General features: G+C 73.9%; 25 protein-coding genes. 13 read left to right on the top strand and 12 right to left on the bottom strand.

Annotated features, from left to right (window positions below):
• Positions 1-131: 131 nt before the first annotated feature.
• The gene (locus ACRWNP_RS35380) at positions 132-1,031 is read right to left on the bottom strand and encodes a 2-hydroxy-3-oxopropionate reductase (RefSeq protein ID WP_431968837.1); all 900 of its coding nucleotides are present in this window, start codon (positions 1,029-1,031) and stop codon (positions 132-134) included.
• A 15-nt stretch (positions 1,032-1,046) separates the two neighbouring features.
• A complete protein-coding gene (locus ACRWNP_RS35385; RefSeq protein WP_431968839.1) occupies positions 1,047-1,877 on the bottom strand; it encodes a TIM barrel protein in 831 nt (276 codons plus the stop codon).
• A gap of 118 nt (positions 1,878-1,995) precedes the next feature.
• On the opposite strand from ACRWNP_RS35385, the gene ACRWNP_RS35390 reads away from it, so the two are divergent.
• Both ACRWNP_RS35390 and ACRWNP_RS35395 read left to right on the top strand, forming a co-directional pair.
• The gene (locus ACRWNP_RS35390; protein ID WP_431968841.1) at positions 1,996-2,247 is read left to right on the top strand and encodes a hypothetical protein; all 252 of its coding nucleotides are present in this window, start codon (positions 1,996-1,998) and stop codon (positions 2,245-2,247) included.
• Complete coding sequence (locus tag ACRWNP_RS35395; protein ID WP_431968843.1) at positions 2,244-2,624, top strand: helix-turn-helix domain-containing protein; 381 nt, start codon at positions 2,244-2,246, stop codon at positions 2,622-2,624. Before ACRWNP_RS35390 ends, ACRWNP_RS35395 begins: the two co-directional genes overlap by 4 nt.
• A 34-nt stretch (positions 2,625-2,658) precedes the next feature.
• On the opposite strand, the gene ACRWNP_RS35400 is transcribed toward ACRWNP_RS35395, so the two are convergent.
• Positions 2,659-3,225, bottom strand: a complete 567-nt coding sequence (locus tag ACRWNP_RS35400) for a dihydrofolate reductase family protein (protein WP_431968845.1) — start codon at positions 3,223-3,225, stop codon at positions 2,659-2,661.
• Positions 3,226-3,508: 283 nt separating this feature from the next.
• Between ACRWNP_RS35400 and uraD the strand changes: the two genes are divergently transcribed.
• The 6 genes from uraD to ACRWNP_RS35430 all read left to right on the top strand — a co-directional run bounded on the left by uraD (position 3,509) and on the right by ACRWNP_RS35430 (position 9,561).
• Positions 3,509-4,021 carry a 2-oxo-4-hydroxy-4-carboxy-5-ureidoimidazoline decarboxylase gene (uraD, locus tag ACRWNP_RS35405; RefSeq protein WP_431968847.1) on the top strand — a complete coding sequence of 171 codons (513 nt, stop codon included), beginning with the start codon at positions 3,509-3,511 and terminating at the stop codon, positions 4,019-4,021.
• On the top strand, positions 4,018-4,410 hold the full coding sequence (uraH, locus tag ACRWNP_RS35410) for a hydroxyisourate hydrolase (protein ID WP_431968849.1): 393 nt from the start codon (positions 4,018-4,020) through the stop codon (positions 4,408-4,410). The genes uraD and uraH overlap by 4 nt, the downstream gene beginning before the upstream one ends.
• 7 nt (positions 4,411-4,417) lie before the next feature.
• The gene (gene pucL, locus ACRWNP_RS35415) at positions 4,418-5,305 is read left to right on the top strand and encodes a factor-independent urate hydroxylase (protein WP_431968851.1); all 888 of its coding nucleotides are present in this window, start codon (positions 4,418-4,420) and stop codon (positions 5,303-5,305) included.
• A gap of 11 nt (positions 5,306-5,316) precedes the next feature.
• Positions 5,317-6,702, top strand: a complete 1,386-nt coding sequence (locus tag ACRWNP_RS35420; protein WP_431968853.1) for an 8-oxoguanine deaminase — start codon at positions 5,317-5,319, stop codon at positions 6,700-6,702.
• A 274-nt stretch (positions 6,703-6,976) separates the two neighbouring features.
• Complete coding sequence (locus tag ACRWNP_RS35425) at positions 6,977-8,419, top strand: hypothetical protein (protein ID WP_431968855.1); 1,443 nt, start codon at positions 6,977-6,979, stop codon at positions 8,417-8,419.
• Positions 8,416-9,561, top strand: coding sequence for an ARPP-2 domain-containing protein (locus ACRWNP_RS35430; protein ID WP_431968857.1), 1,146 nt, complete (start codon positions 8,416-8,418; stop codon positions 9,559-9,561). Before ACRWNP_RS35425 ends, ACRWNP_RS35430 begins: the two co-directional genes overlap by 4 nt.
• On the opposite strand, the gene ACRWNP_RS35435 is transcribed toward ACRWNP_RS35430, so the two are convergent.
• On the bottom strand, positions 9,505-10,554 hold the full coding sequence (locus ACRWNP_RS35435) for a hypothetical protein (protein WP_431968859.1): 1,050 nt from the start codon (positions 10,552-10,554) through the stop codon (positions 9,505-9,507). The two genes, ACRWNP_RS35430 and ACRWNP_RS35435, sit on opposite strands and share 57 nt — an antisense overlap.
• On the bottom strand, positions 10,551-10,835 hold the full coding sequence (locus tag ACRWNP_RS35440) for a hypothetical protein (protein WP_431968861.1): 285 nt from the start codon (positions 10,833-10,835) through the stop codon (positions 10,551-10,553). The genes ACRWNP_RS35435 and ACRWNP_RS35440 overlap by 4 nt, the downstream gene beginning before the upstream one ends.
• Positions 10,836-11,022: 187 nt before the next feature.
• On the opposite strand from ACRWNP_RS35440, the gene ACRWNP_RS35445 reads away from it, so the two are divergent.
• A complete protein-coding gene (locus tag ACRWNP_RS35445; RefSeq protein ID WP_431968863.1) occupies positions 11,023-11,343 on the top strand; it encodes a nuclear transport factor 2 family protein in 321 nt (106 codons plus the stop codon).
• Positions 11,344-11,362: 19 nt separating this feature from the next.
• On the opposite strand, the gene ACRWNP_RS35450 is transcribed toward ACRWNP_RS35445, so the two are convergent.
• The 4 genes from ACRWNP_RS35450 to ACRWNP_RS35465 all read right to left on the bottom strand — a co-directional run bounded on the left by ACRWNP_RS35450 (position 11,363) and on the right by ACRWNP_RS35465 (position 15,134).
• Positions 11,363-11,968 carry a class I SAM-dependent methyltransferase gene (locus ACRWNP_RS35450; protein WP_431968865.1) on the bottom strand — a complete coding sequence of 202 codons (606 nt, stop codon included), beginning with the start codon at positions 11,966-11,968 and terminating at the stop codon, positions 11,363-11,365.
• On the bottom strand, positions 11,958-12,569 hold the full coding sequence (locus ACRWNP_RS35455; RefSeq protein ID WP_431968867.1) for a 3'-5' exonuclease: 612 nt from the start codon (positions 12,567-12,569) through the stop codon (positions 11,958-11,960). Before ACRWNP_RS35455 ends, ACRWNP_RS35450 begins: the two co-directional genes overlap by 11 nt.
• Positions 12,570-12,691: 122 nt before the next feature.
• Positions 12,692-14,314 carry a malate synthase A gene (gene aceB, locus ACRWNP_RS35460; RefSeq protein ID WP_431968869.1) on the bottom strand — a complete coding sequence of 541 codons (1,623 nt, stop codon included), beginning with the start codon at positions 14,312-14,314 and terminating at the stop codon, positions 12,692-12,694.
• Positions 14,315-14,489: 175 nt separating this feature from the next.
• On the bottom strand, positions 14,490-15,134 hold the full coding sequence (locus tag ACRWNP_RS35465) for a nucleotidyltransferase family protein (protein WP_431968871.1): 645 nt from the start codon (positions 15,132-15,134) through the stop codon (positions 14,490-14,492).
• A gap of 44 nt (positions 15,135-15,178) precedes the next feature.
• Here ACRWNP_RS35465 and ACRWNP_RS35470 point away from each other — a divergent pair, with 44 nt between their 5' ends.
• Together ACRWNP_RS35470 and ACRWNP_RS35475 are read left to right on the top strand one after the other, a co-directional pair.
• Positions 15,179-15,832, top strand: a complete 654-nt coding sequence (locus ACRWNP_RS35470; RefSeq protein ID WP_431968873.1) for a histidine phosphatase family protein — start codon at positions 15,179-15,181, stop codon at positions 15,830-15,832.
• A gap of 176 nt (positions 15,833-16,008) precedes the next feature.
• Positions 16,009-16,317 (top strand): DUF5955 family protein, encoded by a 309-nt coding sequence (locus ACRWNP_RS35475; RefSeq protein WP_392607304.1) that lies wholly within the window; start codon positions 16,009-16,011, stop codon positions 16,315-16,317.
• 22 nt (positions 16,318-16,339) lie between these two features.
• On the opposite strand, the gene ACRWNP_RS35480 is transcribed toward ACRWNP_RS35475, so the two are convergent.
• Together ACRWNP_RS35480 and ACRWNP_RS35485 are read right to left on the bottom strand one after the other, a co-directional pair.
• Entirely contained in the window at positions 16,340-17,221 is an 882-nt protein-coding gene (locus ACRWNP_RS35480) for an LLM class F420-dependent oxidoreductase (RefSeq protein WP_431968875.1), read from the bottom strand.
• Between the two features lie 282 nt (positions 17,222-17,503).
• A complete protein-coding gene (locus ACRWNP_RS35485; RefSeq protein WP_431968877.1) occupies positions 17,504-18,268 on the bottom strand; it encodes an IclR family transcriptional regulator in 765 nt (254 codons plus the stop codon).
• 260 nt (positions 18,269-18,528) lie between these two features.
• Between ACRWNP_RS35485 and allB the strand changes: the two genes are divergently transcribed.
• Positions 18,529-19,890, top strand: coding sequence for an allantoinase AllB (allB, locus tag ACRWNP_RS35490; RefSeq protein WP_431968879.1), 1,362 nt, complete (start codon positions 18,529-18,531; stop codon positions 19,888-19,890).
• Positions 19,887-20,996, top strand: a complete 1,110-nt coding sequence (gene alc / locus ACRWNP_RS35495; RefSeq protein WP_431968881.1) for an allantoicase — start codon at positions 19,887-19,889, stop codon at positions 20,994-20,996. The genes allB and alc overlap by 4 nt, the downstream gene beginning before the upstream one ends.
• 6 nt (positions 20,997-21,002) lie before the next feature.
• Here alc and ACRWNP_RS35500 read toward each other — a convergent pair.
• The coding region (locus ACRWNP_RS35500; RefSeq protein WP_431968883.1) for a hypothetical protein at positions 21,003-21,211 on the bottom strand (209 nt) is incomplete at its 5' end.

The raw sequence follows: 21,211 nt of genomic DNA on the forward strand, positions 1-21,211 counted from the left end.
GGCCCGGTCCGCGCCGCCTCGACCTACCCCTCAGAAGCTCTCGGCGGCGCGGACGTTCGTGGTTCCGGGCGGCGGCGCCCCATCGGGCGCGACAGGACAGGTCGGGGCGCCGCCGCCCGGAAGCCGGGGGGTCAGCCGGCGACCGGCCGGCCGGACAGGCGCTCCACGCCGCGCAGCAGGGCGGAGTGGTCCAGGCCGCCGTCGCCCTGGGCCCGCAGCGAGGCGACGAGGTTCGCCACGACCGAGCCGACGGGCAGGGCGGCGCCGACGTTGCGGGCGGCGTCGGTGACGATGCCCATGTCCTTGTGGTGCAGGTCGATGCGGAAGCCCGGGGCGTACTCGCGGTCGAGGAAGTTGCGCTTCTTGCGGGTCAGCACCGTGGACCCGGCGAGCCCGCCGTTCAGCACCTCCAGGGCCGCCGCGAGGTCGACCCCGGACTTCTCCAGGAAGACCACGGCCTCGGCGCACGCCTGGATGTTCACCGCGACGATCAGCTGGTTGGCGGCCTTGACGGTCTGCCCGGCGCCGTGCGGACCGCACAGGACGACGGTCCTGCCGAGGGCGTCGAACAGCGGCCGCGCCTCGTCGAAGTCGGCCTGCCCGCCGCCCACCATGATGGACAGCACCGCCTCGACGGCTCCCGCCTCGCCCCCCGAGACGGGGGCGTCCAGGACCCGGATGCCCCTGGCGGCCGCGGCCCTGGCCAGGTCGACGGAGGTCTGCGGGGCGATCGACGACATGTCGATCAGGAGCGCGCCCGGCCGGGCGTTGACCAGGATGCCGTCCTCTCCGTAGGCGACGGCCTCCACCTGGGGGGAGGCCGGGACCATGGTGATGACGACGTCGGAGTCCTTCACGGCCTCCGCGATCGAGCCGGCGGGCGTGCCGCCGGCCGCGGCCAGACGGTCGAGCTTGTCCCGCTCCAGGGTGTAGCCCGTGACGGAGTACCCGGCCTTGATGAGGTTCTCCGACATCGGGGAGCCCATGATGCCGAGGCCGATCCACGCGACCGTGGGAAGTGTGGTGGTCATGATGTCCTCTCCGGATTACTTGTCGGCGCCGGCGAGCCAGTCGAAGGAGGCGGCGCTGCCCCGCGGGCCCGGCTTGTACTCCAGGCCGACCCAGCCGTCGTAGCCCGCCCCGCGCAGCCGGCCGAGGAGCGCGGCCAGCGGCAGGGAGCCCGTGCCGGGCGCGCCGCGGCCGGGGTCGTCGGCGATCTGGACGTGGCCGGTGCGGTCCGCGTAGGCGTCGATCACGGCGGGCAGGTCCTCGCCGTTCATCGACAGGTGGTACAGGTCGAGCAGGAACCTGGCGTTGCCCAGGCCCGTCTCGGCGTTGACCTTGTCGACCACCTCGACCGCGGCGGCCGCGCTCACCAGTGGATAGCGCGGCGACTCCGGCTTGTTGAGGGCCTCGACCAGCAGTATCGCGCCGACCCGGTCGGCCGCGTGCGCGGCCCGGACCAGGTTCTCCAGGGCGAGTTCGTCCTGGGCCTCGGGGCTCACGCCGTCCACGCGGTTGCCGTACAGCGCGTTGAGCGCCGTGCAGCCCACCGAGCGGGCGAAGTCGGCGGCGACGTCGATGTTGGCGCGGAAGCGCGCGGACTCCTCGCCCGGCACGGACAGCGCGCCGCGGTCGGGGCCGGGGAGCTCGCCCGCGTAGAAGTTCAGGCCCACCAACTGGGTGCCGGCCTCCTCCAACGCGTCGCGCAGGGCGTCGAGTTCTGCCTGCGGAGGGGTCGGCATCCGGGTCCACGGCCACCACAGCTCGACCGCGGAGAAGCCGGCCGCGGCGGCGGCCGCGGGGCGCTCCAGGAGCGGGAGTTCGGTGAAGAGGATCGAGAGGTTCACATCGAAGCGCGTGGAGTCGAAGCCCATCACATGCGCCCTTCCGTATTACGGAAACTTATTTCTACGTGACGGAAGACTCCACGAGACGGACGGCGGCTGTCAAGAGGGATGTCCCGGAAACCCCCTGACCAGCTAGGTTGAGGGCGTGCGCTTGAGACTCGAATTCACCACCGAGCCGTTCGACCTGGACGAGCCCCCGCAGCACGCCGTGGTGGGCCGTGAGGTCCTGGAGGCGGCCGGGCTGGACGCCGTCGACGTCGGGCCCTTCGGCAACTCGGCCGAGGGCGGTACCGAGCGGGTGGTCGCCGTGGTCGGCGATGTGCTGCGGCGCACTCTGGAGGCCGGCGCGACCCGGGTGTCGCTGCAGGTCAACGTCCTGGGGGAGGCGGACCGGTGACCGGGCCGGCCGAGCATCCGTTCAGCGCGGCGATCAAACCGCTCGCCGATGCCATGGGTGCCGAGCTGGTGCCCCCGGGCGAGGCGCGCGGAGACGACGTCGTGCTCAGCTGGGAGGGTGCGCAGGTGGTCGCCGTACGGCTGCCGCATCTCGCGGACTCGCTCGACCACATCCTGGCCGACCTCGAGCGCCGGCACGGCAAGGCGCTGTCCGAGCTGGGGCGCAAGGAGAAGCAGACGGTCGTCCGCATCCTGGAGGAGCGCGGCGCCTTCTCGGTGCGGCACGGGGTGGAGACGGTCGCCTCCGCGCTCGGCGTCAGCCGCTTCACCGTCTACAACTACCTCAACAGGGAGAACGCGGCGAAGGACGGCCGCTAGCCGCGTCGTCACGGCCTGTCGGGCGTGCCGCTGCTCAGTGCCTTGTCTCGTACCTGGTCAGGACCACGCCGCCGGGACATGTCCGCGTCTGAACCATGTTCAGGTTCACCCAGCTGTCCAGCGCGGTGAAGAACGGCGTGCCGCCGCCCACCAGGACCGGATGGACGGCGATCGCGTACTCGTCGATCAGTCCGGCGCGCATGGCCGCCCCTGCGAGCGTCGCGCCGCCGATGTTCATCGGGCCGCCGTCCTCGGCCTTGAGCCGGCTGATCTCCGCGATCGCGTCGCCGGTGACCAGGCGGGTGTTCCAGTCGACCTTGTCGATGGTCGAGGAGAACACCACCTTCGGCGTGTCCCGCCAGTTCCGCGCGAACTCGATCTCCGCCGGTGTGGCGTCGGGCTGCCGGTCGCCGGTCGGCCAGTGGGAGCTCATCGCCTCCCACAGCCTGCGCCCGTACAGCGACAGGTCGCTCGCCTGCTCGTGGTCGAGCCACCACTGGAACAGCTCGGGGCTCGGCGGTCCGCTCCAGCCGATGGAGTCGCCGGCGGCGGCGATGTAGCCGTCCAGGGTCAGGTTCATGCCGTAGACCAGTTTCCGCATGGGGAGGCCTTCCGTCCGGGGGTGCCCGGTGTACGGACCGGCGCGGCGCGGGAAACTCATCGGTGCGCGCTCCGGACCCGCCGGTGGTCCTCGTGCCCGGGGTTCGCGGCGGTGTGCTCGGCCGGCACGGGCGGAGCCGCCTGGACTCGCCCCCCGCCCTCGCCGGCCGAGCACACCGGACAGGCCCTGCTGCACCGCGCGAGGCGTCCGTCCGGGCGTTGCGGGCCGCAACTTTTCAACAAACTGTTGACGTCGCGTGGTGGGCGCTCCTAGCGTGCACCTTGTGACTTCCAGCCCATCCCCGGGCCTGGCCCGGTTCAACGCCGCCGGCGGACCGGAGGCGATCGCGCTGCTGCACGAGGTCTGCGCGAGCCGCTCCTGGGGTGCCGCCGTCACGGCGGCCCGCCCGTACGACACCCTTGACGCGCTGCTCGCCGCCTCCGACGCCGCGACCGCCGGCCTCACGCCGGACGACCTGGCCGAGGCGATGGCGGGCCACCCGCCGATCGGCCGCCCCCGGCCCGGTGACCCGGTCTCCGCCCGCGAACAGGGCGGGGTGCGGGACTCCCAGCGCGAGGAACTGCTCGCGCTGAACCTCGCCTACCAGGAGCGGCACGGCCACGTCTTCCTCATCTGCGCCACCGGCAGGACCGGCGACCAGATGCTGGCCGCGCTCAAGGAGCGCATCGGCAACGACCCCGCCACCGAGCGCGAGATCGTCCGCACCGAACTGGGGAGGATCAACCGCGTCCGGCTCACCCGGCTCGCCGGGACCGCGAAGGAGGACCCCTCATGACCTCCGTGTCCACGCACGTCCTGGACACCAGCGCCGGCCGCCCCGCGCGGGGCGTGGCCGTCACCATGCAGGTGCGCGCCGGGAGCGGGGCCCCCTGGGTGCCGCACGGCGCCTCGGCGACCGACGCCGACGGCCGCTGCAAGGACCTGCCCGACCCGCCGCGGGGCACGAGCCACGTACGGCTGGAGTTCGCCACCGAGCCCTACCTCACCCGCCAGAGCACCGACCACCGCAGTCGAGCCGAGGACCAGCAGGACGCCCCCCGCACCAGGGACAGCGGAGCCTTCTTCCCGGAGGTGGCGATCGTCTTCGCCGTCGAACCGGGCGAGCACTACCACGTGCCGCTGCTGCTCAACCCGTTCGGCTACTCCGTATACCGAGGGAGCTAGCACCGACATGTCGCCCACCCGACTCGGCCAGAACCAGTACGGCAAGGCGGAGACCCGCGTCGTCCGCGTCACCCGCGACGGCGCGACCCACCACGTCAAGGACCTCAACGTGTCCGTCGCCCTCTCCGGCGCGATGGACGACGTCCACACTTCCGGCAGCAACGCCGCCGTGCTGCCCACCGACACCACCAAGAACACCGTCTTCGCCTTCGCCAAGCAGCACGGCATCGAGTCCGCCGAGCAGTTCGGCATCCACCTCGCCCGGCACTTCGTCACGAGCCAGGGGTCCATCGAGCGGGCCAGGATCCGCATCGAGCAGTACGACTGGGAGCGGATCACGCAGGAGCACTCCTTCGTCCGCGGCAGACGGGAGACGCGCACCACCGAGGTCACCTTCGACGGCGCGCGCTGGCAGGTCGTCTCCGGCCTCAAGGACCTCGTGGTCATGAACACCACCGACTCCGAGTTCTGGGGCTTCGTCAAGGACCGCTACACCACGCTGCCGGAGACCCGCGACCGCGTCCTCGCCACCGAGGTCAGCGCCCGTTGGCGGTTCCACTGGACCCGCGACGAGGACCCCGCCCCGCGGTGGGAGCAGTCCTGGGCCGAGGTCCGCCGGCACCTCCTCGACGCCTTCGCCGGCACCTACTCGCTCTCCCTGCAGCAGACGCTGTACGCGATGGGCGACCGGGTGCTCGAGCACCGCCCCGAGATCGACGAGGTGCGGCTCTCGCTCCCCAACAAGCACCACTTCCTGGTCGACCTCGAGCCGTTCGGCCTCAAGAACGACACCCCCGACAGCGCGGTGTACTTCGCGGCCGACCGCCCCTACGGCCTCATCGAGGGCACGGTCCTGCGCGACGGAACCGAGCCCCGCATCCCGGTGACGGACTGAGAGGCCACACCATGACCGCCCCAGCAGAGCGCATCGTCATCGAGAAGTGCGCCGTCGCCACCGTCGACGCGGACGACACCGAGTACCCGGCCGGCCACGTCGTCGTCGCCGGCGACCGCATCGAGTCCGTCGGCCCGGGCCCCGCCCCCGCCGGACTGGACGGCGTCGTACGGCGGGTGGACGGCACCGGCCACCTGCTCACCCCCGGCCTGGTCAACACCCACCACCACTTCTACCAGTGGATCACCCGGGGCCTGGCCACCGACCACAACCTCTTCGACTGGCTCGTCGCCCTCTACCCCACCTGGGCCCGCATCGACGAGGCGATGACCCACGCGGCCGCCCAGGGCTCGCTGGCGATGATGGCCCGCGGCGGCGTCACCACCGCCATGGACCACCACTACGTCTTCCCCCGCGGCACGGGCGACCTGTCCGGCTCCATCATCCGGGCCGCCGCCGCCATGGGCGTGCGCCTCACCCTCGCCCGCGGCTCGATGGACCGCGGCGAGTCCGACGGGGGACTGCCCCCGGACTTCGCCGTCGAGACCCTCGACGACGCCCTCGCCGCCACCGAGGAGACGATCGACAAGCACCACGACGCCTCGTTCGGCGCCATGACGCAGATCGCCGTCGCCCCCTGCTCGGCGTTCTCGGTCTCCACCGAACTGCTGCGCCAGGGAGCCGAACTCGCCCGGCGCAAGGGCGTGCGGCTGCACACCCACGGCAGTGAGACCGTGGAGGAGGAGCAGTTCTGCAGGGAACTGTTCGGCATGGGCCCCACGGACTACTTCGAGTCCACCGGCTGGCTCGGCGAGGACGTGTGGATGGCGCACTGCGTCCACATGGCCGACCCCGACATCGCCGCCTTCGCCCGCACACGTACCGGCGTCGCCCACTGCCCGTCCTCCAACGCCCGCCTGGCCGCCGGCATCGCCCGTGTGCCGGACATGCTCGCGGCGGGCGTCCCGGTCGGGCTCGGCGTGGACGGCACCGCGTCCAACGAATCGGGCGAACTGCACACCGAGTTGCGCAACGCGCTGCTCATCAACCGCCTCGGCTCCCACCGCGAGGCCGCGCTGACCGCCCGTCAGGCCCTGCGCCTGGGTACCTACGGCGGGGCCCGGGTGCTCGGCCGGGCGGAGGCGATCGGCTCCCTGGAGGCGGGCAAGCTCGCCGACCTCGTCCTGTGGCGGATGGACACCCTCGCCCACGCCTCGATCGCCGACCCCGTCGCCGCCCTCGTCCTCGGCGCGGCCGCCCCCGTCACGCTCTCCCTGGTGAACGGCCGGCCGGTGGTCGAGGACGGCCGCCTCGTCACCGCCGACGAGGACGCCATCGCGCGCGCCACCCGCGACGAGGCCCGGCGGCTCGCCCGGATCGCGGGCCTCACCGGCTGATCACCGCGCTCACCCGCGGACCCCGGTCGGGGGAGGGACGGCCCTTCGACCGGTGCCGGGTCCCGCCCCGCCAGGGGCGGGACCCGGCGTTCGCCGTACCCGTCGCGGGGCGGGGGGCGGGAATCCCGTTGCGGCACCCCGCACCGGCCCTGTTACGGTCGCCGTGCCGGCCGCGGGACTACGGTGCGACTTCCGGAACCTGCCTCTGAAGCAATGATTCGCTGCTCGTGCCCCCATTCCCCGGCCGGCGTCCACGACAGGGGGAGCCGACGCCATGAGCGAGCGGGGGGCGGCGGTCGCCGCCGAGGACGTGCTGCTGTTCGTCAACGCGGCGATCACCGCGACCGGTCAGCGCGAGTTCCGCTCCGGCGCGGGGGAGCAGCGGCTGTCGCTGGACTTCCTCCACGCGTACATGCTGGGCAACTACCGCGACCTGTACGCCGGGGTCCTCGCCCTCGACGTCAACGACCACAACGCGGCACTGATCATCCAGCGGCTGCTGGAGACCGCCGCCGAGGCCACCGCCGAACAGCGCCGCACCGAGGGCCGGCTCATCGCCGGCCGGCTGGCCCTGCTGCCGCCGCAGCGGGTGTACGGGCTCTTCGGCGCCCTGCGCCGGTCCGGGGTGAACAACCGGCGGACGCGGGCGATCATCCGCGACTGGATCGCCTCCCGCCCGGACCCGGCCTTCGACGCCGTGAAGTACCGCGGCGGGTTCAAGCGGGCGCTGCGGCACGCCCATCTCGCCCCCAGGGAGGAGGAACTGGGCGCGTTCGTGTTCCGGCCGCTCAGCCGGGGCCGGTACGGCACACCGCTCCTTGAGGCCTGGCGCCGCGCGCACTTCGCACAGGACGCCCTGTACGAACTGCCCTACACCGTCGCCGAGGGCTTCGCCGCCAAGCACGGTGTGCCGCGCGAGGTGTTCCTGGAGCCCATCGCCCCGCGCATGACGCGCCTGGAGACCCTGCGGCTGCAGGAGTCCGCCCGGCGGCACGAGGCGGGCGCGGTGCCGGCCGCCCTGGACCGCATGCCGCTGACCCGGCTCGCGTCCTACGTGCTCTCGCTGCCCGTCGAGGAGCGCCTGCGGCGGCGCCGGGAACTGACCGGCGCCCTGGACGCGGCCGCCGTACGGGTGGCCGGCGCACACCGGGGAAGCTGGGGCCGGGTCGCCGCCGTCCTCGACGACAGCTTCTCCGCCTCGGGTTCGGGCACCAAGCGCCGCCGGCCGCTGGCCGTCGCCCTGGCCTGCCACCACCTGCTCGCCGCGCTCGCCGGCGAGTACACCGGGCTGTGGACGTCCGGGCGGACCGACGCCCTGCTCGTCCGTCCGTACGGGGCGACGCCGCTGGGCCGGCGGATCCTGGACGCGCTGGAGACCGGGCCGTCCCGGCTGGTGATCGTCTCCGACGGCTGGGACAACGCGCCCCCGGGCCTGGCCGGCGAGGTGCTCCGCGTGTGGCGCGCCCGCATCGACCCCGGCCGCCGCACCGAGGTCGTGCACCTCAACCCGGTCTACGACGCCGAGGACTTCGACGTGCGACGGCTGTCCCCGGCCGTGGCCACGGCCGGCATCCGCGACGCCGAGGACCTGCCCGCGCTCGTCGAGCTCGCCCAGTTCGCCGAGGGACGCACCGGCCCGGCCGAACTGGCCGCCTACCTCGACGCCCGCGCGCGGCGACTGTTCGACCGAACCGACCGGGGGGAGCACACCCGATGACCGCACTGGACCTGACCGGCCTGGACACCCGCCCCTCCCAGGTCTGGGGCGCCGTGCGCCTGGTCCCGCTGGTGCGCGAACAGCCCGTCGAGGACCTGCGGCTGCACCCGAGGATCCTCACCGACGGGCCGTCCGCCGTCCGGCTCGGCCCGCGGCACGCGTATGTCTCGTACATCCCGCACGCGTTCGTCGCCACCTGGACCGGCGACGGAACCCCTGCCGCGGCCTACGGGACGCAGCTGGCCGAGGGCGCGGACGACGCGCGCCCCGCGACGGGCGCCCTGCGCATGCACCGCCGGACGGCCCGGCGCGAGGCCAAGGGCCGGCTGCGCTTCCTGCCCCTGCACCTGGCGCTGGAGGGCTATCTGGCACTGCACTTCGGCGGCCCCTCGGTCGCCTGGGAGGAATGGTCGCAGCGCGCGCTGCGCCGGGACCTGTCCCCGCGCGCGGAGGAGGCGTACACGGGGGCCGAGGTGCGCGGACTCGCCGACGCGCTGCGGGTCTTCGAGATCCACCCCGGTCAGTGCGGTGTCCTGCTCTACGTCGCCGACGCCCTGGCCGCGGCCTTCGTCGTGCCGCACCCCGACGACTACCGCGCGCTGCACCCGACCCTCGTGCAGGACCTGTACGGCGAACTCGTCCACCACTACGCCACGCTGATGCCGCCCGTCCAGGAGTTCCGCGCCCGCATCCCGGGCACGGGCATCGGCTCCCTGGCGGAGTTGCGCGCCGCGGCGGCCGGACAGGAGCGGGCCTGGGCGGGGTTCCACGACACGACCATGGCCGCCGCGCTCCTGGAGCAGCCCCGCACCTGGCGGACGGTGTACCGGATGGGCCCCTTCACGCTCTCCCGGTTCCTGCCGGAGTTCCGCCCCGGACGGGAGAACCACATCGGCGAGGCCGTCACCGACCGGCGGGGCCGGACCGCCTATCTCAAGACCTTCCGGCTCTCGGAGAGCCAGGCGCGCCGCGGCCACCTGCTCGACCGGCTGGCCGCCCACGACTGGCACCTGGCCCGCACCGCGGCCGCCCTCGGGGTCGACGAGGCGCAACTGGGCCGGCGTCTGGAGGCCGCGGGCTTCGGTTCACTGCTCCGGCAGGACGTCCTCGACGGCCACCGGGCGCGCGCCCGCACCCGCTGAGCCTCCGTGAGGCGACGGGCCGCGCCCCTGCGAGCGGCCCTGGGCCTCGCGCCGGACCGCGCCGCCGCGGGAGACGGTGTACAGGTCGGTCGGCACCGGCCAGCCCTTCTGCCCGGCGTGGTCGCCGTTGAGCCTGCGCGCCCACTTGCTGTAGTCGGTCTCCAGCCCGTTCCCCGTGATGCGGATGCCGGGCGGCACCATCCGGGCCGCCCCCGAGGCCGGTTCGGCCACGGTGTGCCGCAGGGTGACGAACAGGGCCTGGTTGGCGGGATGGTCCGGCCCCGCGTCCAGGTGCCGGGCGACGACCTCCCGGCGCACCGGCAGCCAGAGCCGCAGCGCCGCCCGCGCCGACCGGGGGAGCGCGAAGTCCTGCCGGGTCGGCGCCGTCCGGCCGGGCAGGTTCACGGTGAGCCGGATGCGGGACTCCTGCGCCGACAGGTCGGTGACGTCCGCGGCCACCAGGCCCTCGCGGGGCACCGCCGTCGCCCACAGCACCTCCAGCGCCGCCAGCAGCCGCAGCCGGTACGGCTCGCGGCGCGGCTCCACGGGAATGCTCAGGGCCCGGCGCAGCACGATGTGCCCGGTGAAGTCCAGGGGCTCCTTGGTGTGCTTGGACCAGGGGCGCATCCCACGGGCCTGCCACCCGAACGCGGGGCGTCCGGCGGCACGGTTGAGGTCGGCGATGCCGTCCATGATGTCGCGCTGGCTCGCGGGGGTGAGCGGCCTGCCCACCCGGCCCGCACGGGTGCGGTAGAGACCGGCCGCGATGCGGCCGAGCACGGTGTCCGGCCGCCCGGGGTGGCCCAGGACGGCGTCGGCGAACAGCTCGTCGAGGCCGCGCAGCGCCTGGGGCGGGACGTCGGCGGCCGCACGCTCCAGTACGGCGGCGGCCTTCCGCAGCCGTTCCTCCCGGGAGCGGGAGGTGGCGATGGCCGGGTCGGCGAGGGCACGTTCCAGGGCGGCGCGGAGCTGGCGCAGAGCGGGCGCGGTCACGGCAGCAGCGTAGGGGCAGGGTGTGACAGGGATGGAGCATCAAGTAATGCGAGGGTCGAGATATCCAGAGGGCCCGCGTGCCGCCCCAGGACGGTGCCGGGCAGGGACATCAGGGGGGCCGCGAGCATGGGGGCGACGGAGTAGAAGGCGGTGGCGCTGAACTGGGCGGGGGTCAGGTAGTCGACCAGGAAGCCGCCGACGAGCAGTACGACGGGGAGCAGCCGGACGTACCGCAGGACGTCGCGTCCTTCGCCGGTGAGGTCCTCGCCCCCACTCGCCACGCGTGTGCTCCTGCCGTCGCTGTCGGGCCGCCGGACTGGATCCCAGGGTCGCCGTGGTCCCGTCGCGGGGCCAGCCGTGGCGGTCCCCGCGGGTGAACGGCGGGCGGGCGGCCGGGCCCCGGGTAGCGCGCCGGGGCCGCTCGGGCGAGGCTGGTGGCACGACCCGTGAGCACAGGGAGCAGCAGCGATGATCCGCACCGACGCCCTCAACGAACCGGCCGTGCGTGCCTTCGTCTCGGCGGTGAACGCCGGGGACAAGGACGCCTTCGAGGCCGCGCTCACCGAGAACGCGACGATGTCCGACGACGGCTCCGACCGCGACCTGCAGGAGTGGGCGGAGCGGGAGATCTTCGATTCCCACGGCCACATGGACGTTCAGTCCCAGGACTCGGCGGGGCTCACCCTCATCGCGGACTACCGCAACGACGCGTGGGGTGAGATGCGCACCAAGTGGCGTTTCACCGTGGACGGCGGCAAGATCAGCCGTTTCGACACCGGTCAGGCCTGAGCGGGGCCGGCCGGGCCGGTCAGCCGGCCGTGCGGTCGCGGTACACCAGCAGGTAGCGCCAGAACAGCAGGCGCCTGACGCGGCTGCCCGGCAGCAGTTGCGCCGCTTCGGCGCGGATCTGCGGCAGGGGCGTGCAGGGTGGGCGAACGGGGGCCCGGACCGGTTGCTGTCCGTGGCCGCGGATCCGGTCGGCGGCGGCGACGGCGAGCCGGGCGGCGGCGTTGACGGGGACGGCCGCCAGGCTCACCGCCCAGTCGGCGGGGGTGTGTTCGGGGTAGCAGCCCAGGACGAGCAGGGTGCCGCCGGGGGCGAGCGCGGCGCGCAGTGCGGTGACCGTGCCGAACGGCATGTGGTGGAGGCTGGCCAGGCAGGTGATGAGGTCGTAGTGGGCCGTGGGGAGGTCCACGGCGGTGGCGTCCGCGGTGCGGAAGGTGACCCCGGGCGCGGTTCCGGCCGCTGCCACGGCCTCCGGGGAGGCGTCGATCGCGTCGACCCGCAGTCCGCGGGCGGCCAGTCGCCGGGCGAAGCGCCCGGTGCCGCATCCGACGTCCAGGGCGGTGAGCGCGCCGGGCGGGATGTTGCGCAGGAGCAGCCGGTGGTAGTGGTCGTTGTGGTCAAAGGGCATGCGTGGTGCCCTTCCAGTTCATGAGGTTGGCGAAGAGTTCGGCCTGCTCGATGGCGTCGTCGAGGGCGTGGTGGGTGTGGCGGCGGCGGGAGAGCAGTTCGCGGGGCATGGTGCCCTTGGCGACGGCGCGCAGCGGGACGCCGGCCTTGGTGGCGTAGAGCGTCTTCATGTCGAGGCAGCCGGAGTGCCCGAAGGGGCTGGAGCCGGCGAAGCGGATGAGGTACCAGTACAGGAACGTCCAGTCGTAGCCGGCGGGGTAGCCGGTCATGACGGGCTGGGCGTCTTCGCTGACGGCGCGCACCCATGCGGTGAACTCCGCCATGGCGGCGGCCGGTTCGCTGCCCTCGGCGGTCAGGCGGGCCCGGTCCAGGCCGCTGACGGCGAGCGCCTGCGGGTCGGTCTCGGTCCCGGTGGGGCGCAGTTCGCGGTAGAAGGTGTCCCGTTCGGGGTCGGCGGCGGTGAATCCGCCGGTGTCCTGCCGGCCCGCGACGGCGGCCCCGAGGCTGAGCATCGAGTACGGGCCGGGGATGGGGCCGTCCGCCTCGACGTCCACCGGGATGTACAGGCTGGGCCGCACGGCGCGCGGTCGGGGTGCTGGCATGCCGACGATCATGCCAGCGGCGCCGCGTCGGCTGCCCGGCTTTTCCCGGGGTCGCGGGAGGTGCCGGGGCCCGCGGCGGGTGGCGGCTCTCCCCGGCGGTGGCCGGGGAGAGCGCGCGTGGTTCAGTCCAGCAGTTCGTACGCCGGCAGCGTCAGGAAGTCGACGTAGGTTTTGTCGAGTGCCGTCTTCAGGAGCAGGTCGTGGGCCTGCTGCCAGCGGCCGGCGGCGAAGGCCTGCTCGCCGGTCTCCTCGCGGATGGCGGCGAGTTCCCGGTCGGCCAGGGTGCGTACGAGGTCGGCGGTGGCCTTCTCGCCGTTGTCGGCGAAGACGACGCCGGCGTTGACCCACTGCCAGATCTGGGAGCGGGAGATCTCGGCGGTGGCGGCGTCCTCCATGAGGTTGAAGATGGCGACGGCGCCCATGCCCCTCAGCCAGGCCTCGATGTAGCGGGTGCCGACCTGGACGGCGTTGCGCAGTCCCTCGTAGGTGGGCCTGGCGTCGAGGGAGTCGACGGCCAGCAGGTCGGCGGCGGTGACGTGGACGTCCTCGCGCAGCCGGTCCTTCTGGTTCGGCCGGTCGCCGAGGACGGCGTCGAAGGAGGCGCGGGCGATCGGCACCAGGTCGGGGTGGGCGACCCAGGAGCCGTCGAAGCCGTCGTGGGCCTCGCGGTCCTTGTCGGCCTTGACCTTCTCGAAGGCGACCGCGTTGACCTCGGCGTCGCGCCGGGAGGGGATGAAGGCGGCCATGCCGCCGATGGCGTGGGCGCCGCGCTTGTGGCAGGTGCGGACCAGCAGTTCGGTGTAGGCGCGCATGAAGGGCGCGGTCATCGTCACGGCGTTGCGGTCGGGCAGGATGTAGCGCTCGCCGGCGTCGCGGAAGTTCTTGACGATGGAGAACAGGTAGTCCCAGCGGCCGGCGTTGAGGCAGGAGGCGTGGTCGCGGAGTTCGTAGAGGATCTCCTCCATCTCGAAGGCCGCGGTGATCGTCTCGATGAGGACGGTGGCGCGGATGGTGCCCTGCGCCACGCCGAGGAGGTCCTGGGCGAGGACGAACACGTCGTTCCACAGGCGGGCTTCGAGGTGGGACTCGGTCTTGGGGAGGTAGAAGTAGGGGCCTTTGCCCTTGGCGAGCAGGCGCCGCGCGTTGTGGAAGAAGTAGAGGCCGAAGTCGACGAGGGCGCCGGGGACGGGTTCGCCGTCGACGGTCAGGTGGCGTTCGTCGAGGTGCCAGCCGCGGGGGCGCATGACGACGGTGGCGAGTTCCGTCTCGTCCTTCAGCGCGTAGGACTTGCCCTCGGGGGAGGTGAAGTCGATGCGGCGTTCGTAGGCGTCGATCAGGTTGACCTGGCCGCCGACCACGTTCTCCCAGGTGGGGGCGGAGGCGTCCTCGAAGTCGGCGAGCCAGATCCGGGCTCCGGAGTTGAGGGCGTTGATGGTCATCTTGCGGTCGGTGGGGCCGGTGATCTCCACGCGGCGGTCGTCCAGCGCGGCGGGGGCGTCGGCGACGCGCCAGTCGCCCTCGCGGATGTGGGCGGTCTCCGGGAGGAAGTCGAGGGTGCCGGTGCGGGCGATCTCGGCGCGGCGTTCCCTGCGCCTGGCGAGGAGTTCCGTGCGGCGGGGCGCGAACCGGCGGTGGAGTTGGGCCAGGAAGGTGAGCGCCCCGTCGGTCAGCACCTCCTCCGCGCGCTCGACGGGGGGTGCGGTGTCGGCGACGACGGCGTGCGGTGCGGGCCCTGATGCGGACATGTACCTGACTCTCCTCTTGCCGATGAGGGGTGGTGCCGTGCGGCCGGCGGAGCCGGGCGGCCACCGCGCCCCGGCCCTGGCACGGGGTGCCGGACCGGGCGGGTTTCGGCTGCGAGGCGCGCCAACCGTACGGGCGCTTCTGCTGGGTGGAGCATAGTTTTTGCATTGCGGAAGTTCAACGTTCTGTGGCACCCGGTGCGGGGGGCTCCGGCGGGTCCGCCAGCAGCCGCAGGTCGTCCGGGGTGTCGATGTCGGCGGGGACCGCGACGTCCCCGCACTCGACGAGTGCGATCGCCTCCTCGTGCCGCCTCAGGTAGGAGCGTGCCCCCTGGTCCCCGGCCGCACTCGCGGCGATCGCCGCCCAGTGGGCGGCGCCCAGCAGGATCGGATGGCCCCTCCTGCCGCCGTACGCGGCCGAGGCGAGGGTGCGCGGCGAGGTGTACGCGGCCACCACCCGGGCCACCGCCGTGGCCCCGATCCCCGGCTGGTCCACCAGTGCCACGACCACGGCCGGCGCGCCGGTGCCGGCCAGTGCCTCCAGGCCCGCGCGCAGCGAGGAGCCCATGCCCTGCTCCCAGCGCGGGTTCACGGTGACGGCGTACTCGTCCAGGGCGGCCCGTTCGCGCACCCGGGCGGCGTCCGCGCCCAGCACGATGTGGACCGGGCCGCAGCCGCCGGCCCGCAGCGCCCGCGCCGTGTGCTCGACCAGTGGGCGGCCCCCGTACTCCAGCAGCGCCTTGGGGCGGCCGCCCAGCCGCCTGCCCCCGCCGGCGGCCAGCAGCAGCCCGGCCACCGTGCCCGTGCTCGCGTCGCGTTCCATGCCCCCTGGATACCGTGGACGGGGGGCGGGGGAAAGGACCGGGCATGGCGAGCTGGATCATCGCCGTACGCCACGGCGAGAGCGAGGCCAACGCGGCCTTCGCCTGCGGCAGGTCCCTGGGCGGGGTCCGGGACGCCGGCGTGGCGCTGACCGCGCTCGGGCGGGAGCAGTCGGCGCGGCTGGGCCGTGAGCTGCTGGAGCTGCCCGGTGCGCAGGCACCCGGCCGTGTCCGCTGCTCGCCCTTCGAGCGGGCCCGGCAGACGCTGCGCGCCGTCGAGGAGGCCGGCGCGGCCGCGGGCCGCGAACCGCTGCCCGTCGCCTACGACGAACGCCTCCGGGACCGCGGCATGGGCCTGCTGGAGCTGATCACCCCGCAAGGGGTGCGCGAGCGCTTCCCCGAGGAGGCGCTGCGGCGCGAGCGTGAGGGCGAGGCCGCCTACCGCCCGCCGGGCGGGGAGTCGCCGCGGGACGTCGAGGTGCGCGTCCGGGACTTCCTGGAGGACGCCGTCGCCCGCCCGGGCCCGCCCCTGCTGGTCGTCACGCACGACGCGGTGGTGCTGGCACTGTGCCGCCTGCTGGGGACCCCGCCGCCCGGCGACGGCCGCGTGGTCAACGCCTCGATGGCCCGCTGGTGGCGCGACGACACCGGGAACTGGCGGCTCGTCGACTGGAACCGAATCGCGGGTCCCGGACGTTGATGTCGGCAAGTCGGCACGCGAGGAAGGAAGTTACGGCGGATTTCGCTCTCCGTATAGCGGGGGAAGCGCTCCGTCGCGTTTACTGTCCTCCCCGATGCGGCGGACCGGATGGGGCCGGCCGCCCATGGGGGATCGCCGGGGGCCTACCTGTGGGGGACGTATCAGTGGTGAAGGACATGGCCGCCCGCGCGGCGGTGGACGACGACGGGACCCTCGACCCGAGGGCGGCCGCCCTGCGGGTCGCGGTCGCCCGCTGTCGCCGTGAACTCGCCGGGTACCGGGGCAACTTACCGGACCGGCACATCGCCGAGGACGAGCTCTCCGCGTTGGCCGCCGCCGCGGACGCCGGTGTCCCGGACGTCCCGCGGCTGCGCCGCGGCCTGCTCGTGATCGCCGGGGCGCTCGGCTCCGTCAGCGCCCTGGCCGGTGCCCTCACCGAGGTGCGGCGGGCGATCGAGCTGTTCGGCACCCCGCGTCCCCAGTGACGCGGGGCGCCCGCGGGGCCGGTCAGCCGAGTTCGGCGAGCCGGGGGATGGCCGGCGCGCAGCGGCTGTCGATCCAGCCGGCCGGCTCGGCGTCCGGCGGGACCACGATGACCGTGTCGACGCCGAGCTCGGCGTAGCCGGCCATGTCGGCGACGAAGGCGTCGGTGTCGCCGTCGCGGATGGAGTCGCCGACGAAGAGCATGGTCTTGCGGATCCGCTCGTAGTCGCGTCCGGCCTCGTCGCAGTGGGCGCGCAGCACGTCCAGCTTGTGCGCGACCTCGGTGGTCGAGGAGGCGAAGAGGTTGCAGGCGTCCGCGTACCGGGCGACCAGGCGCAGGGTCTTCCGCTCGCCGCCGCCCCCGATCATGATCTCCGGACGGGGCGTGCTCACCGGGGCCGGGGCGCTGCGGGTCTCCGCCAGGGAGTAGTGCGTGCCCTCGAAGGGGCCGTCGTCGTCCCCGTCCCACATCTGCAGGCAGATCCGCAGGGTCTCCTCCAGCCGTTCGAAGCGCTCCGCGAGCGGCGGGAAGGGCACGCCCAGGCCCAGGTGCTCACGCTCGTACCAGGCGGCGCCGAGCCCCAGTGTCGCCCGGCCGCCGGACAGGACGTCGAGCGTGGTCGCGATCTTCGCCAGCAGGCCGGGGTGGCGGTAGGTGACCCCGGTGACGAGGACGCCGAGCCGTACGGAGGAGGTCCGGGCGGCGAGGAAGCCCAGCGTCGTGTAGGCCTCCAGCATGGCGGCCTCGGCCCCGCCGTTGTTCTCCATCTGGAAGTAGTGGTCCATCACCGACAGCCAGCCCGCGCCGGCCGACTCGGCGGCCTCGCCCGCCGCGGCCAGCGCGGGCGCGAGCCCGGCCGGTCCGGCCGGATGGTCGAACTTCGTGAGGTGCAAACCCAGTTGCATGGTCCCCTGTCCGGGGTCGTGGGGTCGTTACGGTGCTGACCGTAGGCCTTGGAGTGCACTCGAGGTCAAGCCGTCGCGGGGGCGCGACATCCTGCTTCCGGCCACGTGTGCCTGTGCGGCGACCGCTTTCGCCGTGTCGGCGGCCGTCTGGGGCGGCCCTCGCTTTGTCGTGGCCCCGGGTTTCGCATCGCCTTTGCGCCCGCAGGGCGCGAGACCGCGCGACAGCCGAACCGCCGGCCCGCACCCACCCACCGGCGCGGGCGCCATGCCGACCGGGTGCGCTCAGGCCGCGCCGTTGCTCGCCAGGGCCGCCGACAGCTGCCGCGCCACGCCCTGCAGCACCGGCACGATCTTCTCCGTGGCCGCCTCGGTCACCCGTCCGGCGGGTCCGGAGATGGAGATGGCGGCGGCCGTGGGGGAGTCGGGGACGGTGACCGCCAGGCAGCGGACCCCGACCTCCTGCTCGTTGTCGTCGACGGCGTAGCCCTGCGCGCGGATGTGCTCCAGTTCCGCGAGGAAGGCGTCCGGGTCGACGATGGTCCGCTCGGTGGCCGCCGGCATCCCGGTGCGGGCCAGCAGGGCGCGCACCTCCTCCGGCGGGACATGGGCCAGCAGGGCCTTGCCGACGCCCGTGGAGTGCGGCAGGACGCGCCGTCCGACCTCGGTGAACATCCGCATGGAGTGCCGCGAGGGGACCTGGGCGACGTAGACGACCTCGTCGCCGTCGAGCAGCGCCATGTTCGCCGTCTCGCCGGTCGCCTCGACCAGCTCGGCCAGGTAGGGGCGGGCCCAGGAGCCGAGCAGCCGGGCGGAGCTCTCGCCGAGGCGGATCAGCCGGGGCCCCAGCGCGTAGCGGCGGTTGGGCTGCTGGCGCACGTAGCCGCAGTCGACCAGGGTGCGCATCAGGCGGTGGATCGTGGGCAGCGGCAGCCCGCTGCTCGTGGACAGTTCGCTGAGGCTCACTTCGCCGCCCGCGTCGGCCATCCGCTCCAGCAGGTCGAAGGCGCGTTCGAGGGACTGCACGCCCCCGGCGCGGTCTGACGCCACGTTTCCTCCCCAGGCGGACGGTGGTGATGGTGCAGCCTACCGGCCCTGACCAGGCAGGTGACCGCTGTTCGGGGCGGTCGTGGGCGCGGCGGTGGCCGGGTGTGTGCGGAAAGCGCATTCCATTGGCTGGAATTCTCCAACTGTACCGCCGGGGCGGCGTGCGGCGCCGGGGAAGGGGTTGACGGCGGCTCGCGCGCGAGCGGAGGATGCATTTCAACAGAACGTTGAATTTCTGTGCGACGCCGGTGGAAGGGGAACCCGTGTCCGAGGCCGCTGACGCGATCGAGCTCGTGCTGCGTTCACCGCGGGTCGTCACACCGCAGGGCGAGCGCCCCGCCGACGTGGCCGTCGCGGGCGGCCGGATCGCCGCCGTCCTGCCGTACGGGACCGAGGCCCCGCCCGGTGCCCGTCTGGTCGACCTCGGCACGGACGCCCTGCTCCCCGGCCTGGTCGACACCCACGTCCACGTCAACGACCCCGGGCGCAGCGAATGGGAGGGCTTCGAGACCGCCACCCGGGCCGCCGCGGCCGGCGGCGTCACGACGCTGATCGACATGCCGCTCAACAGCATCCCGCCGACCACCACCACCGCCCACCTGGAGGTCAAGCGCGCCGCCGCCCGCGGCCGGATCCACACCGACGTCGGCTTCTGGGGCGGCGCCGTACCCGGCAACGCCGAGGATCTGCGTCCCCTCCACGAGGCCGGGGTCTTCGGCTTCAAGTGCTTCCTGCTGCCCTCCGGCGTCGAGGAGTTCCCCCAGCTCGGCCCGGCGGAACTGGAGGAGGCGATGCGCGGGATCGCCCGGTTCGACGGGCTGCTGATCGTCCACGCCGAGGACTCCCGGCTCATCGAGGGGGCCCCGCAGCCCTCCGGCCCCGCATACGCCGGCTTCCTCGCCTCCCGCCCCCGCGCCGCCGAGAACGCCGCGGTCGAGGCGCTGATCGCCCTCGCCCGCCGCCTGGACTGCCGGGTGCACGTCCTGCACCTGTCCTCCGCCGAGGCCCTGCCCCTGATCGCCGCCGCCCGGCGCGAGGGCGTACGGGTGACGGCCGAGACCTGCCCGCACTACCTGACCCTCACCGCCGAGGAGGTCCCCGACGGCGCGACCCAGTTCAAGTGCTGCCCGCCGATCCGCGAGGCGGGCAACCGGGAGGCCCTGTGGCAGGGCCTGCTCGACGGCACCCTCGACTGCGTCGTCTCCGACCACTCGCCCTCGACCGCCGACCTCAAGCACCTCGACACCGGCGACTTCGGCGCCGCCTGGGGAGGGATCTCCTCCCTGCAGCTCGGCCTGCCCGCGATCTGGACCGAGGCCCGCCGGCGTGGCGCCACGCTCGCCGACGTGGTCGGCTGGATGGCGCGGGGCCCGGCACGCCTCGCCGGGCTCACCACCAAGGGCGCCGTCGCGCCCGGCCACGACGCCGACTTCGCCGTCCTGGCTCCCGACGAGAGCTTCACCGTGGACCCGGCGGCGCTCCACCACCGCAACCGGGTCACCGCCTACGCGGGCCGCACCCTCCAGGGGGTCGTACGGAGCACCTGGCTGCGCGGCGAGCGGATCGCCGACCACGGCACCCCGGCCCACCCCTCCGGCCGCCTCATCACAAGGGAGAACGCGTGACCGCCATACCCCGGTACACCGGCGCCGCCCAGCCGTACCCCGGAGGGGACCCCTACGCCGACTACCGCGGCGCCGACCTGCGCTTCACGGGTCTCGCCGACCTCGCCGACCGGCGCCTGGGCGCAGGCGTGATCGCCGCCAACGACGAGTTCTTCGCCGAACGGGAGAACCTGCTCGTCCCCGAGCGGCCCGAATTCCGTGCCGAGCACTTCGGACACAAGGGGCAGGTCATGGACGGCTGGGAGACCCGCCGCCGCCGCGGCGCCGACGCCGCCGGCCCCCACCCCGCCGACGCCGACCACGACTGGGCGCTGATCCGCCTCGCCGCCCCCGGGATCGTGCGGGGCGTGGTCGTGGACACCGCCCACTTCCGCGGCAACCACCCTCAGCAGATCGCCGTCGAAGCCACCTGCGCATCCCTGTCCGCCGCCCCCGAGGACCTGCTCGCCGACGGCGTGGAGTGGACGGAACTCGTACCCCGCACGGCCGTCGGCGGCCACGCCGCCAACGGTTTCGAGACGGCCGTGGAGCGCCGCTTCACGCACCTGCGGCTCAAGCAGTTCCCCGACGGCGGCATCGCCCGGCTGCGCGTCCACGGCGAGGTCGTCCCCGACCCGGCGTGGCTGACCGCGCTCGGCACCTTCGACCTGGTCGCGCTGGAGAACGGCGGCGCCCCCGAGGACGTCTCCGACCGCTTCTACTCCTCCCCGGTCAACCCCATCCTGCCGGGCACCTCCCGCCGCATGGGCGACGGCTGGGAGACCCGCCGCCGCCGCGACAAGGGCCACGACTGGGCGCGCTACCGCCTCGCCGGGCAGGGCACCGTACGCGCCGTCGAGATCGACACCGGCTACTACAAGGGCAACGCCGCCGGCTGGGCCGCCCTGCTCGGCCGCGACGGCGAGGACGGCGAGTGGTTCGAGATCCTGCCCCGCACCCCCCTGCAGCCCGACACCGTCCACCGCTTCGTGGTCGGCGTCCCGCCCGCCACCCACGTACGGCTGGAGATCTATCCCGACGGAGGCATCGCCCGCCTGCGGCTGTGGGGCTCACTGACCGGGGCGGGCGCCGCGCTACTGGCCCGGCGCTGGGCCGAGCTGGCCTGACGGCCCTCAGGAGGCGGCGGGCACGAGCGGCACCCGCTCGAGCGAGGTGTGGTCTCCCACCGTCGCCTCGACGGCGTGGACCGACCGGCGCCCGGGCGGCAGCGGGACGTCACGCGCGAAGGCATCCGCAGCGCCGGTGTCGCGCCCGCCGCCGATGGTGAGCCCCCTCCGGGGCCCCGGTGCCCCGGAGGGGGTGCTGGTGCCGGGGGGGGGGG

The sequence above is a fragment of the Actinacidiphila sp. bgisy160 genome (assembly GCF_965342435.1).
GTDB lineage: Bacteria > Actinomycetota > Actinomycetes > Streptomycetales > Streptomycetaceae > Actinacidiphila.